The 15,763-nt window shown below is 47.4% G+C and carries 12 protein-coding genes; 8 read left to right on the top strand and 4 right to left on the bottom strand.

Going from position 1 to position 15,763, the window contains the following annotated elements; translation table 11 throughout:
- Nucleotides 1–26 precede the first annotated feature (26 nt).
- Entirely contained in the window at nucleotides 27–1,601 is a 1,575-nt protein-coding gene (gene atpA / locus EWM62_RS12475) for a F0F1 ATP synthase subunit alpha (protein WP_129876987.1), read from the top strand.
- Nucleotides 1,602–1,687: 86 nt separating this feature from the next.
- On the top strand, nucleotides 1,688–2,593 hold the full coding sequence (gene atpG / locus EWM62_RS12470; protein WP_129876986.1) for an ATP synthase F1 subunit gamma: 906 nt from the start codon (nucleotides 1,688–1,690) through the stop codon (nucleotides 2,591–2,593).
- Between the two features lie 240 nt (nucleotides 2,594–2,833).
- Here atpG and EWM62_RS12465 read toward each other — a convergent pair whose 3' ends face one another.
- Entirely contained in the window at nucleotides 2,834–3,499 is a 666-nt protein-coding gene (locus EWM62_RS12465) for a basic secretory protein-like protein (RefSeq protein WP_129876985.1), read from the bottom strand.
- Between the two features lie 64 nt (nucleotides 3,500–3,563).
- A complete protein-coding gene (locus tag EWM62_RS12460) occupies nucleotides 3,564–4,007 on the bottom strand; it encodes an SRPBCC domain-containing protein (protein ID WP_203235039.1) in 444 nt (147 codons plus the stop codon).
- A gap of 158 nt (nucleotides 4,008–4,165) precedes the next feature.
- Here EWM62_RS12460 and EWM62_RS12455 point away from each other — a divergent pair, with 158 nt between their 5' ends.
- From EWM62_RS12455 to ftcD, 5 genes are all read left to right on the top strand, one after another.
- A complete protein-coding gene (locus EWM62_RS12455) occupies nucleotides 4,166–4,669 on the top strand; it encodes a MarR family winged helix-turn-helix transcriptional regulator (protein WP_129876984.1) in 504 nt (167 codons plus the stop codon).
- Nucleotides 4,656–6,215: a histidine ammonia-lyase gene (hutH, locus tag EWM62_RS12450; protein ID WP_129876983.1), complete on the top strand. Its 1,560-nt coding sequence runs from the start codon at nucleotides 4,656–4,658 to the stop codon at nucleotides 6,213–6,215. The genes EWM62_RS12455 and hutH overlap by 14 nt, the downstream gene beginning before the upstream one ends.
- Nucleotides 6,193–7,866, top strand: coding sequence for a urocanate hydratase (hutU, locus tag EWM62_RS12445; RefSeq protein WP_129876982.1), 1,674 nt, complete (start codon nucleotides 6,193–6,195; stop codon nucleotides 7,864–7,866). The genes hutH and hutU overlap by 23 nt, the downstream gene beginning before the upstream one ends.
- 275 nt (nucleotides 7,867–8,141) lie before the next feature.
- Nucleotides 8,142–9,368, top strand: coding sequence for an imidazolonepropionase (gene hutI / locus EWM62_RS12440; RefSeq protein ID WP_129876981.1), 1,227 nt, complete (start codon nucleotides 8,142–8,144; stop codon nucleotides 9,366–9,368).
- Between the two features lie 58 nt (nucleotides 9,369–9,426).
- The gene (gene ftcD, locus EWM62_RS12435; protein WP_129876980.1) at nucleotides 9,427–11,112 is read left to right on the top strand and encodes a glutamate formimidoyltransferase; all 1,686 of its coding nucleotides are present in this window, start codon (nucleotides 9,427–9,429) and stop codon (nucleotides 11,110–11,112) included.
- A gap of 216 nt (nucleotides 11,113–11,328) precedes the next feature.
- Here ftcD and nagB read toward each other — a convergent pair whose 3' ends face one another.
- Together nagB and EWM62_RS12425 are read right to left on the bottom strand one after the other, a co-directional pair.
- Nucleotides 11,329–13,248 (bottom strand): glucosamine-6-phosphate deaminase, encoded by a 1,920-nt coding sequence (gene nagB / locus EWM62_RS12430; RefSeq protein ID WP_129876979.1) that lies wholly within the window; start codon nucleotides 13,246–13,248, stop codon nucleotides 11,329–11,331.
- Between the two features lie 297 nt (nucleotides 13,249–13,545).
- Nucleotides 13,546–14,889, bottom strand: a complete 1,344-nt coding sequence (locus EWM62_RS12425) for an APC family permease (RefSeq protein WP_129876978.1) — start codon at nucleotides 14,887–14,889, stop codon at nucleotides 13,546–13,548.
- A gap of 113 nt (nucleotides 14,890–15,002) precedes the next feature.
- On the opposite strand from EWM62_RS12425, the gene EWM62_RS12420 reads away from it, so the two are divergent.
- Nucleotides 15,003–15,671 (top strand): hypothetical protein, encoded by a 669-nt coding sequence (locus EWM62_RS12420; protein ID WP_129876977.1) that lies wholly within the window; start codon nucleotides 15,003–15,005, stop codon nucleotides 15,669–15,671.
- The last annotated feature ends 92 nt before the right edge of the window (nucleotides 15,672–15,763 follow it).

The raw sequence follows: 15,763 nt of genomic DNA, 5'->3' as shown, positions 1-15,763 counted from the left end.
TTAAAACTCTAAAATAAATTCAAAAAATGGTAGAGGTAAGACCAGACGAAGTATCAGCAATTTTGCGTCAGCAATTGGCCGGCTTTAAGTCAGAATCTGAATTAGAAGAAGTGGGTACCGTGCTCCAGGTGGGTGACGGTATTGCACGTGTTTACGGACTAACTAAAGTGCAATCAGGTGAGCTGGTTGAATTTGATAACGGTTTACAAGGTATCGTACTGAACCTTGAAGAGGATAACGTGGGTGTGGTATTGTTAGGTAGGTCTGACGATATTAAGGAAGGTGACAATGTAAAACGTACCAACCGTATCGCATCTATCAACGTAGGCGAAGGTATGCTTGGCCGTGTTGTTGATACTTTAGGTAACCCAATTGACGGTAAAGGCCCGATACTTGGCGAAACTTACGAAATGCCTTTGGAGCGTAAAGCGCCGGGTGTTATCTATCGCCAGCCGGTAACCGAGCCATTGCAAACAGGTATCAAAGCTATCGACGCGATGATCCCGATCGGCCGTGGCCAGCGCGAGTTGGTTATTGGTGACCGCCAAACCGGTAAAACCGCTGTTTGTATCGATACCATTATCAACCAAAAAGAATTTTACGATGCCGGTAACCCGGTATATTGTATATATGTAGCTTGTGGCCAAAAAGCCTCGACTGTTGCAAACATTGTACGCACATTGGAAGAGAACGGCGCTATGCCTTACTCTATAGTTGTTGCCGCAAGTGCTGCCGACTCTGCTACCATGCAATTCTTCTCACCGTTTGCAGGCGCTGCAATTGGCGAATACTTCCGCGATACAGGCCGCCCTGCATTGATCGTTTATGATGATCTTTCTAAACAGGCGGTTGCTTACCGTGAAGTATCATTATTACTACGCCGCCCACCGGGCCGCGAGGCTTACCCTGGTGACGTATTTTACCTGCACAGCCGTTTATTAGAGCGTGCCGCAAAGGTAAACTCAAACGATAACATCGCGCAGCAAATGAACGACCTTCCTGAGTCTATCAGGCATATTGTAAAAGGTGGTGGTTCGTTAACCGCGTTGCCAATTATCGAAACACAGGCAGGTGACGTATCAGCTTATATCCCAACCAACGTAATTTCGATCACCGATGGTCAGATCTTCTTAGAATCTAACTTGTTCCTGGCAGGTATCCGCCCCGCAATTAACGTAGGTATCTCGGTATCACGTGTGGGTGGTAACGCGCAGATCAAATCGATGAAAAAAGTTGCCGGTACACTTAAACTTGACCAGGCACAATACCGCGAGTTGGAGGCATTCTCTAAATTCGGTTCGGATCTGGATGCATCAACCAAAACGGTTATTGATAAAGGTGCACGTAACGTAGAGATACTAAAGCAAGGCCAGTACTCGCCGGTAACGGTAGAAAAACAGGTAGCTATTATATACCTGGGTACTAAAAACCTGATGCGTAATGTTCCGGTTAACAAGATCCGTGAGTTTGAAGCAGAATACACCAGCCAGTTAGAGCAACGCCACCCCGAAGTGCTGGCCGCCCTTAAAGCAGGTAAATTTGATGACCAGTTAACCGGCGTACTGGAAACAGTAGCAAAAGAACTGGCAGGGAAATATTAATTTAAGTTGCGAGGTGTAGGGTGCGAGGTGCGTGGAAAATTCATTCCCCGAACCTAACACCCGCTCCCCGAACCCCATAACAAAGAATGGCTAATTTAAAAGAAGTAAGAAACAGGATATCATCCGTAAGCTCTACACAGCAGATAACCAAGGCCATGAAAATGGTTTCGGCAGCGAAGCTGAAAAGGGCTACCAATGCTATTGTACAATTACGCCCTTATGCCAACAAGTTGAACGATCTGTTGGCCAACCTATCGGCAAGTTTAGAGGATGGTGCTTCGCCGTACCTTCAGCAGCGCCAGCCGGTACGTGTATTGGTTATTGTTGTATCATCAAACCGTGGTTTGGCAGGTGCTTTTAATACCAACGTAATTAAAGCAGCCAATAACCTGATAGCCGAAAAATACAGCGAGCAGTTAGCAAAAGGTAATGTATCTATAGTAGCTATCGGTAAAAAAAGCCAGGAGTTTTTTCAACGCCGCAAGTTTAATGTTATTGGCAACAATAACGACCTGTATCTTGATCTGAACTTCATCAATGCTTCAAAAATTACCGAAGGGATAATGCAGGGCTTTATCAATGGCGACTACGACCGTGTTGAACTGGTGTATAACCATTTCCGTAACGCGGCGGTACAATACCAGGTAACGGAACAATTATTGCCCGTTCCAAAGCCCGAGGCTAAGCCCAAAGAGGTATTAAAAGCCAAAGATGCTGTTGCCGAAACACAGGTTGATTACATATTGGAGCCTTCGCAGGAAGAAATTGTAGAGCAATTGATCCCTAAAAATATTAAGATCCAGTTATACCGTGCCGTTTTAGATTCAAACGCATCTGAGCATGGCGCACGTATGACCGCGATGGATAAAGCAACCGAAAACGCAGGCGACCTGTTGAAAGCCTTAAAACTTTCATACAACCAGGCCCGCCAGGCAGCTATCACTACCGAGCTTACCGAGATCGTGAGTGGTGCAGCAGCATTAGGTGGTTGATCGGTCCGATAAACTCACCATGACAGATATGTCAGTTTGAGCTTGTCGAAGACACATTATAACAAGAAAGGCTTTCCAATTTGGAAAGCCTTTCTTGTTTATACTAATTTATATGTCATTGCGAGGAGCGTAGCGACGTGGCAATCTCAGCATATCCGCTTGTTCGCTGAGATTGCCACGCTGTCGCTCGCAATGACATGTTGAATTATTTTGCCTGTGGTCGGTGTTATCGCCGCATCACTATAACGCAGGGTTTGCCGTATAAGCCTGCCATAACTCATCCACAGATTTTCCAGTTAGCTTAGCCCATGATGCCGCGGTGTAGGTACGGTCGCGCATTTGGCTGTCAAGGTTTTTAACAACACCTTTTTTAACCTTGGTTTCTATCCAAAGCAAAAAGCGGGCGGTTACACGGTAGGCGTTTTCATAGCTTGAGAATGGTTTATAATCGGGCAGCTTCCATCCGGCGGCGGCGTTGGCTACACCATGTTCGTTACGTACGTAATCGGCAATGCCTTCGGTTAACCATCCCGGTCCGTTAAAATCGCCATAATTTTGTGCGATGTGCATCACCTCGTGGGTAACCACATCAATATCATTTGGGTGTTTGGTCATGTAAGCAACGCTGAAAACAACGCGGCCATTATCAGTTGCGGCTACACCATTGTAAGCTGTATCGATAAAAAAATTAACCGTTTTCAGGCTCTTGGTGTTGTACTCCTTAACAATTTTTGGGTAAACCGTAAAAAACGTGCTGATCAATTTTTTCTTGATGGCATTATCAAAATGATCGTCGTTACCGGATACGATAAGCGTATAGCCATTCCTTTTTATGGTATCGATCCCCGAAGCAAAGCTGCTGCCGCATATCAGGCTTGTCAAAAATAGTAATGCTAATTTTTTCATACGACAAAAATAGCCTAAATGTGCAAACGCAAGCTATGTAACCGTAAAAAGCCTGATACAAATACTATTCTTCGGAAATTGATTTTAGAATATCCAGCGACTTAGGCCAGGCTGCCAGTAAATAATCCATAATGCCTTTATCCATATTAGTACCGCTCAGGTCAATTACCAGCAAAGTTTTATCGCCATCTTGTGTAAGGGTATAATTTTCAAAACCACCGGCAAATTTTTTGACATTGTCGCTGGTATAATCCTCTACGCCGTCAATAAGTTCGCCCAGCATTTTAAACGACATATACTCATATGGGATACACCGCGCTATAACGGCGATCATGCCACGGTCCTCCCGATCAGTAAACAATACTTTGCTGCCTTCCTGCCAGTCGGTAATAGCCTTTGAGCCTTCGCAAAAAGGAGCGGTCCATTGCGTGTAAGTTTCATCGCCCCAAAGTGTTTCCCAAACCTTTTTACGCGATGCGTTAATGGTGATCTTAAATTGCTCTTTCATAATTGTAAGTTTATAATACAAATATGGGCAGTTGATTTGATATGTGATGGGTGTAATAGCGACAAGTTAAGTGGTGTATTAGGACAAGAATACGCCTGTCTCTCAAAATGTTAATAAAAACACTTGCATTTATATAAGCACTTATATAAATTGCATCCATGAATTTGTACCAAAGTTTAGGATACCTGGTTTTGGGCAGTCGCCTTAGGCGGATGAGCGAAACTTTCCTTGCCGAAATAAATCGCATCTATCAAAACCAAGGCATCGAGTTTGATGCCAGTTGGTTCCCGGTATTTTACCTGCTATCAAAAAACGATTCCCTTTCGATAAAAGAACTGAGCGGGCAAACCGAGGTATCGCACCCGGCAGCAAGCCAACTTATCACCAACCTAAAAAACCGCAAACTGGTAGAAACCACTGTTTGCGTGGACGATGGCCGAAGGCAGCTGGTGCAATTTACCGATAAAGGCCGCGAACTGTTGAAACAGATACTGCCGGTTTGGGAAGCCATTACTGCCAGTATGAACGAACTGGAAGAAACCGACCCGAAAATAGCGGAGATCTTGCCGGCTATATCCGCATTAGAAAATACATTCCGCAACTACAACCTTGCCGGCAAGGTTGGCGAAAAACTTAACCCAATACCCAATGAAAAATTTTAATTACGGTATTGAGCACCTCACCATAGGCATTTGCCTGGATATTGCCGCAGGCAAGGTAAAAGGTGTAATTAATGAGGATGCCGCCGCACGCATTCAAACTTCATGGAAAGAGGTGGAAAAGATTGTGCATGCACACCTGCCGGTTTACGGTATCAATACAGGTTTTGGTCCGCTTTGCGATACAAGGATCTCGGAAGAAGATACCAGCATGCTGCAAAGCAATATATTAAAAAGCCATAGCGTGGGCGTGGGTAAACCCATCGCGCAGGAGATTGCAAAACTGATGCTGATAACCAAGGTGCATGCTTTGGCGCAGGGCTATTCGGGTATTTCCCCGCAAACTTTAGAGCGCATCATCTGGCATATCGATAATGATGTGATCCCGGTTGTGCCCGAGAAAGGCTCGGTTGGCGCATCAGGCGACCTTGCGCCACTTTCACATTTGTTTTTGCCGCTTATCGGCTTAGGCTATGTGAACGTGGGTGATGAAAAACATCCTGCAGGAGAAATATTAAAGCAGCATAATTTACAGCCACTAATATTGGGCCCTAAAGAAGGCCTTGCCCTCATCAACGGCACCCAGTTTATATTGGCTTTCGCGATAAAAGCGGTAGAGCGTTTAAATAATGCGCTTAATGTTGCCGACCTGATCGGTGCCATGTCGCTGGAAGGGCTAATGGGTTCTTCAAGGCCATTTGATGCAAGGCTGCATGCCATCCGCCCATATAAAGGGACAAAGCTTGTGGCGAAGCGGTTGGCTGCCCTATTAGATGGCTCGGCCATTGGCAGTTCGCATGTGGATTGCGACAGGGTGCAGGACCCCTATTCGTTGCGATGCATGCCGCAGGTGCATGGCGCATCGCGCAATGCCTGGCTGCATTTAAAAGAACTGACTGAGATTGAGCTAAACTCTGTTACTGATAACCCGGTTATTTTTAATGCCGATGATACCATAAGCGGGGGTAATTTCCACGGGCAGCCAATGGCTTTGCCTTTAGATTATGCCACCGTAGCCGCTGCCGAACTTGGTAATATTGCCGACCGCCGTTGTTACCTGATGAGCGAAGGCCGTTACGGCTTGCCAAAACTGCTTACAGAACATGCCGGGCTAAACTCCGGCCTAATGATACCGCAATACACCACTGCGGCTTTAGTTACCGAAAATAAAACCTTCTGTTTCCCTGCAAGCGCCGATAGCGTGCCCACCTCGCTTGGGCAGGAAGATCATGTTTCCATGGGTTCCATCAGCGGGCGCAAGCTGCACATGGTGCTGGATAACATCGAATACATCCAGGCTATCGAATTGCTTTATGCCTCGCAAGCTTTAGATTTTCGCAGGCCGCTGCAAAGCACCCCGGTGATAGAAGGCCTGCACCAACTGGTGAGGCAGCATGTGCCCTTCATTAAAGAGGACAGGATCTTTGCAGACGATATCAACGCCCTGCACCAATTAATTATCGGCGGTAAATTTCAGTCCACCGCGACGGAAGCCGCCCAAAAACATAACATCAACATTACTGACGATGACGAATTCGGAATTTATTAATACTTACGCCAAACACCCGGTGTATTACGCGCCGGTGGGCAACCAACTGCACGCCAAAAGCTGGCAAACAGAAGCGCCCCTGCGTATGCTGCTGAACAACCTTAACGGGCAAGTTGCCGAAAATCCCGACGAGTTGGTGGTGTACGGTGGCATAGGCCAGGCAGCCCGCAACCCCGAATCGCTGAGGAAGATTATCGAGTTATTATTGGAACTGGATGATGGCCATTCGTTATTGGTGCAGTCGGGTAAGCCGGTGGGCATTATCCGCAGTCATCCCCAGGCGCCGCGGGTTTTAATAGCCAACAGCAACCTGGTACCCGCGTGGGCAACCTGGGAGCATTTTAACAAGTTGCGTGCTGATGGATTGATGATGTATGGCCAGATGACCGCCGGCAGCTGGATCTACATAGGTACGCAAGGCATTTTGCAAGGTACCTACGAGACCTTTGTGGAAGCAGGCCGTCAGCATTTTAATAATGACCTGACGGGCAAGCTTATTGTGAGCGCAGGTATTGGCGGTATGGGTGGCGCTCAGCCACTGGCAGCAACCATGGCAGGCGCTGTATTTTTAGGTGCCGATGTGGATGTTACCCGCATCCAAAAACGGATTGACAGTAAATACATCGACAGGCTGACCCACTCGTACGAAGAGGCCATTAACTGGGTACAAGAAGCGATGGCCAAAGGCGAAACCCTTTCGGTTGGTTTGGTAAGCGATGCCGGCGATATGCTGGAACGGTTGATTGCTGACGGCATTATACCCGATATGGTTACCGACCAAACCTCGGCCCACGACCCGTTGAACGGATACATCCCTAACGGGTTAACTTTAAAAGACGCTGCTGATCTGCGCAAAGCGGATGCGGAAGAATATAAACGCCTGTCGTTAGCAAGCATGGCCCGCCATGTGGGTTTTATGCTGGAGTTGCAAAAACGCGGCTCGGTTACTTTTGATTATGGGAACAACCTGCGCGAATTTGCCAAACAAGGCGGCGAGCAAAACGCTTATGATTTCCCCGGCTTTACACCTGCGTTTATCCGCCCGCTGTTTTGCGAGGGGAAAGGGCCGTTCAGGTGGGTAGCCCTATCCGGCGACCCCGAAGATATTTATACAACCGACCGGGCGCTGATGGAAGCCTTTCCCGAAAATAAACCACTGATCAACTGGTTGGAAAAAGCGCAGAAACAGATAGCCTTTCAGGGACTGCCCGCACGCATTTGCTGGCTGGGCATGGGCGAGCGAGAAAAGGCCGGGCTGATATTTAACGAACTGGTGGCAAGCAGCAAGGTGAAAGCGCCGATAGTTATCGGTCGCGACCATTTGGATTGCGGCTCGGTAGCATCGCCAAACCGCGAAACCGAATCGATGAAAGATGGCTCGGATGCGGTGTCAGACTGGCCGTTGCTTAACCTGATGGCAAACACTTCGGGTGGCGCTACCTGGGTGTCGTTTCACCACGGCGGCGGGGTAGGGATGGGTTACTCGCAGCATGCCGGTATGGTAGTGGTGGCCGATGGCACCGAACGCGCCGCAACCTGCCTTAAACGCGTATTACATAACGACCCGGCAATGGGCATCTTCCGCCATGCGGATGCCGGATATGACAAAGCGCAGGATTGGGCGGATAGGTTTGGGTTAAAGGTGTGGTAGGTGTTAGTCATTGGGTCATTGAGTCATTGGGTCATTGAGTCATTGCGCCGTTGTTGGTGTTGTCACCAACAACCTTTAGGGTAGTTTAAAATAGGCGTGGCGTAAATGCATGGCGGCTTGTTGGTGACAACACCAACAAGGGCGAAAGGTGTGGTAGTAGCCCCACCCAAACCCTCCCGAAGGGGAGGGCTTAAATAATTAATTATACGGAACATAAAATTAAGTCTCCCCTATCGGGGGAGATCCGATAGCTATCGGATTAGAGGGGGCTCAAAATGAAAAAAATAATAGGTCCGTTCACACAGATCCTCCCTTTGACAGGGCTGCCCCTTAAAGGCACGCTGAAGGACGAACAGTTGCACATTATCCCCAATGGTGGTGTGCTGGTGGAAGGTGGACTGGTATTAGCCGTTGGGGATTTTGAGAAATTAAGGAAAGCCGATCCATCGGCACAAATAGAAGAAATAAGTGGGCAGCAAGTACTGCTGCCAGGCTTTGTAGACTGCCATACGCACATCTGCTTCGCAGGCAACCGCGCTAAAGATTACGCCATGCGAATAGCCGGTAAAACTTACCTGGAAATTGCCAAAGCAGGCGGCGGCATCTGGGACACTGTTACCCAAACCCGCGCGGCTGATGAAGCTGCACTTGTAGGATCATTGGTACAACGGGCCAACCGCCACCTTGCCGAAGGCGTAACCACCATTGAAGTAAAAAGCGGTTATGGTTTAAGTTTAGAGGAAGATTTAAAACAGCTGCGTGCTATTAAAACAGCATCGGCACAAACAAAAGCAAAGCTGGTTGCTACCTGCCTTGCCGCGCACATGGTACCAAGGGATTTTAACGGATCGCAGGAGGAATATTTACAGCATGTGGTGAATGACCTGCTACCTGTTATCAAACAGGAAAACCTGACCAACCGCGTAGATATATTTATTGAACAAAGCGCTATCGATAGTAAAAATGCTTTGATCTACCTGAACAAAGCCAAACAAATGGGCTTTGATATTACCGTGCATGCCGACCAGTTTACTACCGGAGGCAGCGCCGTTGCTGTGGAGGTTGGCGCGCTATCTGCCGACCACCTGGAAGCCAGCGGCGAACATGAAATTGAACTATTAGCTGACTCGAATATAGTTGCTGTTACGTTGCCCGGGGCGTCGATGGGGTTGGGTATGCCTTACGCCCCGGCACGTAAATTATTAAATGCGGGCGCCTGCCTGGCCATTGCCAGCGACTGGAACCCCGGCTCGGCCCCCATGGGCGACCTGCTGATGCAAGCCGCCGTAATGAGCGCGTCAGAAAAATTATCGGCAGCCGAAGTATTTGCCGGGTTAACCTTTCGCGCAGCAGCAGCATTAAAAATTGAACGTGGTATATTAGCACCGGGCATGCTTGTCGATATGCAGGCCTACCCATGCGCCGACTACCGCGAAATATTATATTACCAGGGGAAATTGAAGCCTACACAGGTATGGACCGCAGATTTAAATGATTTTTAAGATTTTGTTGATTTATTAGGAATGACCTAATGACTCAATGACCCAATGACATCCGAAAATGATAAAATTAATAGAATGTGTGCCCAATTTTAGCGAAGGTGTAAACCTGGCTATCATTAAACAAATTACCGACGAGGTTGAATCGGTTGAAGGCGTTAGGCTGTTGAATGTTGACCCCGGCAAGGCCACCAACCGTACCGTGGTAACTTTTGTTGGTGAGCCGCGACAGGTGATACAAGCAGCCTTCCTGGCGATAAAAAAAGCCGGGGAACTGATAGATATGAGTAAGCACAAAGGCGAGCACCCGCGCATGGGGGCAACCGATGTTTGTCCGCTGATACCGATTGCCAATATCACGATGGAGGAAACCGCTGAATACGCTAAGCAACTGGCCAAACGCGTTGGTGAAGAGTTGGGCATCCCGGCGTATTTGTACCAGCATGCGCAGGCCGATAAAACCCGCGACAACCTGTCTGTAATTAGGGCGGGCGAGTACGAAGGGTTTTTCAAAAAGATAAAAGAACCAAAGTGGAAGCCCGATTTTGGTCCTACTGAAATGGATGCCAAACGCGGCGCTACGGTAATTGGCGCGAGAGATTTTTTGATAGCCTATAATATTAACCTCAACACTACATCAACCCGCAGGGCCAACGCCATTGCCTTTGACGTGCGCGAGGCAGGCCGTGTAATGCGCGAGGGCGACCCGGTAAACGGCAAGATAATTAATGATGAAAACGGCAAGCCAAAATCTATTCCCGGTACGCTGAAAAGCGTAAAGGCCATCGGCTGGTATATCGAGGAATACGGCGTTGCCCAGATCTCCATGAACCTGACCAATATCGAGGTTACGCCTATACATATCGCTTTCGACGAGGTTTGCAAAAAAGCTGCCGAGCGTGGTATCCGTGTTACGGGCAGCGAACTGGTTGGGTTGATCCCTTTAAAAGCCATGTTGGATGCCGGTAAATATTTCCTGCAGAAACAGCAGCGATCGGTAGGGGTAAGCGAGAAGGAACTGATAAAAATTGCCATTAAATCTATGGGGCTTGATGAACTTGGGCCATTTAACCCGGATGAGCGCATCATTGAAAATTCGCTGAAAGATACTGCTGCAAGCAAATTGGTAAGCATGACCCTCACCGGTTTTGCCGACGAGACCGCGAGCGAAAGCCCTGCACCGGGTGGTGGGTCGATATCTGCTTATATGGGTGCTTTGGGCGCTTCATTGGCTACTATGGTGGCTAACCTGTCGTCGCACAAAAAAGGCTGGGATAGCCGCTGGGAAGAGTTTGGCAACTGGGCCGAACAGGGACAAAATTATAAAGACGAACTGCTGGCTTTGGTTGATAAGGATACCACCGCCTTCAATAAAATTATGGAAGCCTTTGGTTTGCCAAAGGGGAATGACGCAGAAAAAGCCGCGCGGGACCAAGCTATACAGGGTGCCACCAAATACGCCATCGAGATCCCGTTCAAAGTGATGAAAATTAGCTTTGAAAGCTTAGCGCTGATCCGCGCGATGGTAGAAACCGGCAACCCAAATTCGGTTACGGATGCAGGTGTAGCTGCGCTTTGTGCACGCTCTGCTGTTATCGGTGCCTTTATGAATGTGAAGATCAATGCCTCGGGTTATAAGGACAAAGCCTTTGTGGAGGACATCCTGAAACGGGGCGAAGAGATCGAGCAAAAAACCATTGCTGTCGAAGCCGAGATAATTGCTTTGGTGAATGGTAAGATAAAATAGAAAACACGAGGTAAAATGTTCACGTTCACGATTGCGCACAAGTGCGACTTTTTTGTAAAATGCTTATAATAAAGCGTTTGCGCTTTTTTTAACTGACAATGTAGCGCCACCATTATTGCAAATTAAAATGTTACACACGCATGCGGTAAAGCGAGTAGATAAACAAAAAGAGCCGCGATAGATCGCGGCTCTGCTATTATAGGAGCATATACTGTATTAGTAATTATACCTTACAAAAGCCTCCATGGCGGCGTATTCGGCCATGCCCAGCTTATCGTAATTTTGGGCGGTTTCGCGGTTGCGGTCTTCGGCACGTACCCAAAACTCGCGCGCATCATCACCCGGGAACACCGGCCTGTCTTTTTGCGACTGGTGTTTAAAGATGGCGTTACGTTTGCGCAGCACCTCGGCAGGCGATAGCGGCACGGCCATTTCAATTTCGTGGGTAGGGAACTCCTGCCAGGCGCCGCGGTATAACCACATGCGGCAGTCTTTCACCCAGTCTTCAGTTTCTTTTAAGCGGGTTAATGCAGCAAGGATAATGTTAAAGCAAACAATGTGAGTACCGTTAGGGTCTGCAAAGTCGCCGGCGGCAAATACCTGCTGCGGCTTTATTTTTTGAAGCAGTTCCATGGTCAGTATCACATCCTCCTCGCCAACCGAGTTTTTCTTGGTTTTACCTGTTTCGTAAAAAGGCAGGGCCTGGAAGTGGATATTGCTATCCGGCAAACCGGCGAACCTTGCGCCCGAAATAGCTTCGGTTTTGCGGATGAACCCTTTTACATCACGGATCTCAGGGGTATCTATCTGGTTAGGCTGCTTGGTAGCGATAAATTTGCGCATATCATCATAAATGCCCTGCAATTTGGCCGTATCCTCGCCTACGCTGTGTTTAAAATCAATAGCGAACTCCATGTATCGCAATACATCATCGTCCCATACAGCAGTGTTGCCGGATGTTTGATAGGCCACATGCACATCGTGCCCCTGGTCTACCAAACGAATAAAGGTACCACCCATCGATATCACATCATCATCGGGGTGCGGGGAAAAGACAATTGAACGTTTGCGGGCAGGTTCGGCCCGCTCGGGGCGCTGGCTGTCATCCGCGCCCGGCTTGCCGCCCGGCCAGCCGGTAATGGTATGCTGCACCTGGTTAAAAATATCAATATTTATCTGGTAAACAGGGCCCTGCTCAACCGCAAGTTGTGCCATGCCGTTACTGTTATAATCTTCTTCGGTAAGTTTCAGAATTGGTTTGCCTACCGCGCCCGATAGCCAGATCACCGCCTTCTTCTTCATCGTGTTATCCCACACACAATCAGATACCAGCCACGGGGTATCAAAACGGGTTAAGCCGGATGCGGCATCTGCGTCCAGTACAAACTCAACGTTATCTGATAATTGCAGGAAGGTAGCCGGAACCTCGCCCGAGATCTCACCCTCTACCGCTTTACGAACGATAGGAGCCTTCTTGGCGCTCCATGCCATCAGGATAATTTCGCGGGCTTTAAAAATGGTGCCCACACCCATAGTAATGGCTTTGGTTGGTACGTTCTCTTTACCACCAAAATCGCGCGAGGCATCGTTACGCGTAAGGTCATCTAAAGTTACCAGCCTGGTGCCCGAGTTTGGCGCCGAGCCCGGCTCGTTAAAACCGATGTGACCGGTACGGCCTATACCTAATATCTGCAGGTCTAATCCGCCAAGTTCTTCAATCTGCCGTTCGTATTCTAAACAAAAAGCAGCCACCTCATCCTGCGGAAGTGTGCCATTGGGGATGTGCACCAATGATTTATCGATATCTATATGGTCGAACAAATTCTCGTTCATGAAAGTAACGTAGCTTTGTGCCGCGTCGGGTTTCATGGGGTAGTATTCGTCCAGGTTAAAAGTGATAACGCCTTTAAAGGAAAGCCCGTCTTCCTTATGCAAACGGATCAGTTCGGCATATACCTGTATAGGGGTAACACCCGTTGCCAGGCCTAACACGGTTGGCTCGCCCGCGGCTTGTTTTTTACGGATCAGCGTTGCTATCCTTGCCGCTACAGCAAGCGATGCGGCGTGCTGGTCGGGGTAAACCGTTACCGGCAGTTTCTCGTAACGTGTTTCTTCTAATAAATTTAATCTTGCCATAATCAGGTTTATATATTGCTATTCAGTTTGATCTTCTCTAAAAAATCGGCACAAAAAAAATCCTCACCGAAGCGAGGATTTCAACCAATTAACTATAAAATTAATCCCTCCAGCAGGGATAACAAGTATGCATATTTTAATGATCTGCTTTTCATCATTAATGCAAACTTAATAAAGATAAATTGAATAAACAAAATACTTTTTAAAATAATTTAAAAAGATTATTTTGACGTAACTCAGCTACCCGAATCTGATCGGAGCGGTATTTGCCAGATCGTTAAGGTAAGCAGGTAACATTTAATTATCGGGCAGCAGGGGTGTTTGCTTGCGTTTACTTATATAGTAAATGGCAAGCCCGAAAGCATAAGCCGCGATGCACCAAAAGGCCGCGAAGGGGTTTTCTTTAAAGGTGATGAAGATATTGATGGTAACAAACCAGTACGACAGGATAAATATGACAGGAATAAGCGGGAACCACTTGATGGTGTAAATATCCGAAACATCTAAATGCCTGGTTTTTTTGCGGAGAATAAAAATAGCGATGGCAGCTAAAGAAATGCCGATGAGTTCAAAAAACATGACGTATTTAAGCATCTCGCTGAATGAGCCTACAAAAAATAAGATGATAAGGATAGCCATTACAAAAAAGCTCATGCCAAATTCCTGTACCTGTGTTTTGGGGTTTAGCCTTTTAAATATCGGCGGCAGGATGCCATCCTCGGCCATGGCGTAGTATACCCTGGGGCTCGACATGATATTTACATTTACATAGGCTACTACCGATACAAACATGAGTATGGATGTGATCTTATACCCGGTAGCGCCAAATATAACGCCGGCTAATGTAGCCGCCAGCGTATGGTTTTGCTGCAGGCCGCCAATGCCTAAAACATAGTAGTAGGCGTAGTTGATGGCAAGGTAAAGGCTGATGATAACCGCCATCCCAAAAAATATGGCTTTGGGAATGTTCTTTTTGGGGTTGATAATATCCCCGCCGAAATTGATTGTCTGCGCGTAACCGGTGTAAGTGAAAAATACGGCCACCATACTTAAACCAAAAGCGGTGATGACACTACCGGTATGCGGAATTGCAACAACCGGGTTTACCGCATGCGCGTCACTTTTAAAAACAACGGTGCATAGCAACAATATCATCCCCACCTTAAATATTGTGAGGATGTTTTGCGTTTGGGCGCTTAGTTTGATACCTAAAAAGTTGATGCCATATAAAACCAGCACGGTTGCAATGGTAGTTAGCTTAGTGCCGGTAGGGTTCTGTAAACTTTGGGGCAGTAAAATAGGGTTAATGTACTCGGCGCCCAGCAAAGCTACCGCAGCTACCGACGAGGCATTGCTGATAACCAGCACCCAGTTGATCATAAAAGCGAATGCCGGGTGGTAGCAGTACGAGAACACCTTATAAAAACCGCCGGTGGTAGGGTAGCGCGCGCCAATTTCGGCAAAGGTGAGTGCGCCGCAAAGGGTAACTATGCCGCCGAAGATCCACGCGCCAAAAAATACGGGGGCGCTGCCCGCCTTAACAGCAACATCGCTGGGGCTGCCAAAAATGCCCATCCCTATTACCAGGCTAATAACGATCATGCTAAGGTCAAAGCGGTTTAGGCGGGGTTGGATACTCATTATTATCTGTATGTTTATTTTTTAAATTTATATTATAATTTAATTTTGTTTGATAACAAAATGATTTAAATTCGTTTATTGATTTTTGTGTTACCTGATTAACTGGTCCTATTGTGAAGCAATTTAAACAAATATTACTTACGGGGATATTGTTGTTTTGTTTTGCGCCTGCACTGTTTGTAGAGGCGCAAAGGCGGCCTGTTAAACAAAAGACCGTTACGGTTGTAAAGCCGGCCCCCAAGCCCGTTAGTGCCCAGCTAAAAAACTTTCAAAGGCTCCTCTCGCAGGCCAATGTCAGCTTTAATTTACCAAAAGGATTCAGGGAAACCAATGCACCCAATAACGAGGATTTTTCGTTCGATTATGCTATCGAGATCCCCGGAAAGGAATTTGAGATCTGGTTCCAGGTAAAATCACAAAAGGAAAACTACGCCAGCTACCAGCGCTCTATAGGCGATAAAAGCACCATGCAGGCCAACCCCGATTCGCTTTACCTTGGAATGGGAACTGCACACGCCCTGGCATTTACGGGCGAACACGATTTTTTTACACGCACCATACCGCCCGGTTATTTGGAAAGGTACAACGCCGATGCCGGTAAAACTTACCTGCTAAACCTGCTTGACCTGCCCGCAACCAAACATTACAAATACGCCCTGCTGATAACCTTGCAAAAAGACCATATCGGCACCATCCTGGCGGTTTGTTTTACCAACGAAAAAGGGCCCGAGTTTTTCAAGAATATTGACAAAGCCCGCAACACCATCAGGTTTAAACCTTAAGCCCCACGAATGTTAATAAGTTGGCACATTTAAATACTAATTTAAGTGGCATAAATTTATTTTTGCATCAGGGCAGCAATAATACCCCAATA

Origin of the sequence: Mucilaginibacter terrigena, from assembly GCF_004168255.1 — a bacterium.
Classification (GTDB): Bacteria; Bacteroidota; Bacteroidia; order Sphingobacteriales; family Sphingobacteriaceae; genus Mucilaginibacter; species Mucilaginibacter terrigena.
The sequence above is the reverse complement of the archived record's forward strand: the minus strand, read 5'-3'. Positions and strand labels throughout refer to the sequence as shown.

Excerpts from the sequence above, each read along its gene's own strand:
- atpA (WP_129876987.1), top strand. The coding sequence starts at position 27 with ATGGTAGAGGTAAGACCAGACGAAGTATCAGCAATTTTGCGTCAGCAA.
- atpG (WP_129876986.1), top strand. The coding sequence starts at position 1,688 with ATGGCTAATTTAAAAGAAGTAAGAAACAGGATATCATCCGTAAGCTCT.
- EWM62_RS12465 (WP_129876985.1), bottom strand. The coding sequence starts at position 3,499 with ATGAAAAAATTAGCATTACTATTTTTGACAAGCCTGATATGCGGCAGC.
- EWM62_RS12460 (WP_203235039.1), bottom strand. The coding sequence starts at position 4,007 with ATGAAAGAGCAATTTAAGATCACCATTAACGCATCGCGTAAAAAGGTT.
- EWM62_RS12455 (WP_129876984.1), top strand. The coding sequence starts at position 4,166 with ATGAATTTGTACCAAAGTTTAGGATACCTGGTTTTGGGCAGTCGCCTT.
- hutH (WP_129876983.1), top strand. The coding sequence starts at position 4,656 with ATGAAAAATTTTAATTACGGTATTGAGCACCTCACCATAGGCATTTGC.
- hutU (WP_129876982.1), top strand. The coding sequence starts at position 6,193 with ATGACGAATTCGGAATTTATTAATACTTACGCCAAACACCCGGTGTAT.
- hutI (WP_129876981.1), top strand. The coding sequence starts at position 8,142 with ATGAAAAAAATAATAGGTCCGTTCACACAGATCCTCCCTTTGACAGGG.
- ftcD (WP_129876980.1), top strand. The coding sequence starts at position 9,427 with ATGATAAAATTAATAGAATGTGTGCCCAATTTTAGCGAAGGTGTAAAC.
- nagB (WP_129876979.1), bottom strand. The coding sequence starts at position 13,248 with ATGGCAAGATTAAATTTATTAGAAGAAACACGTTACGAGAAACTGCCG.
- EWM62_RS12425 (WP_129876978.1), bottom strand. The coding sequence starts at position 14,889 with ATGAGTATCCAACCCCGCCTAAACCGCTTTGACCTTAGCATGATCGTT.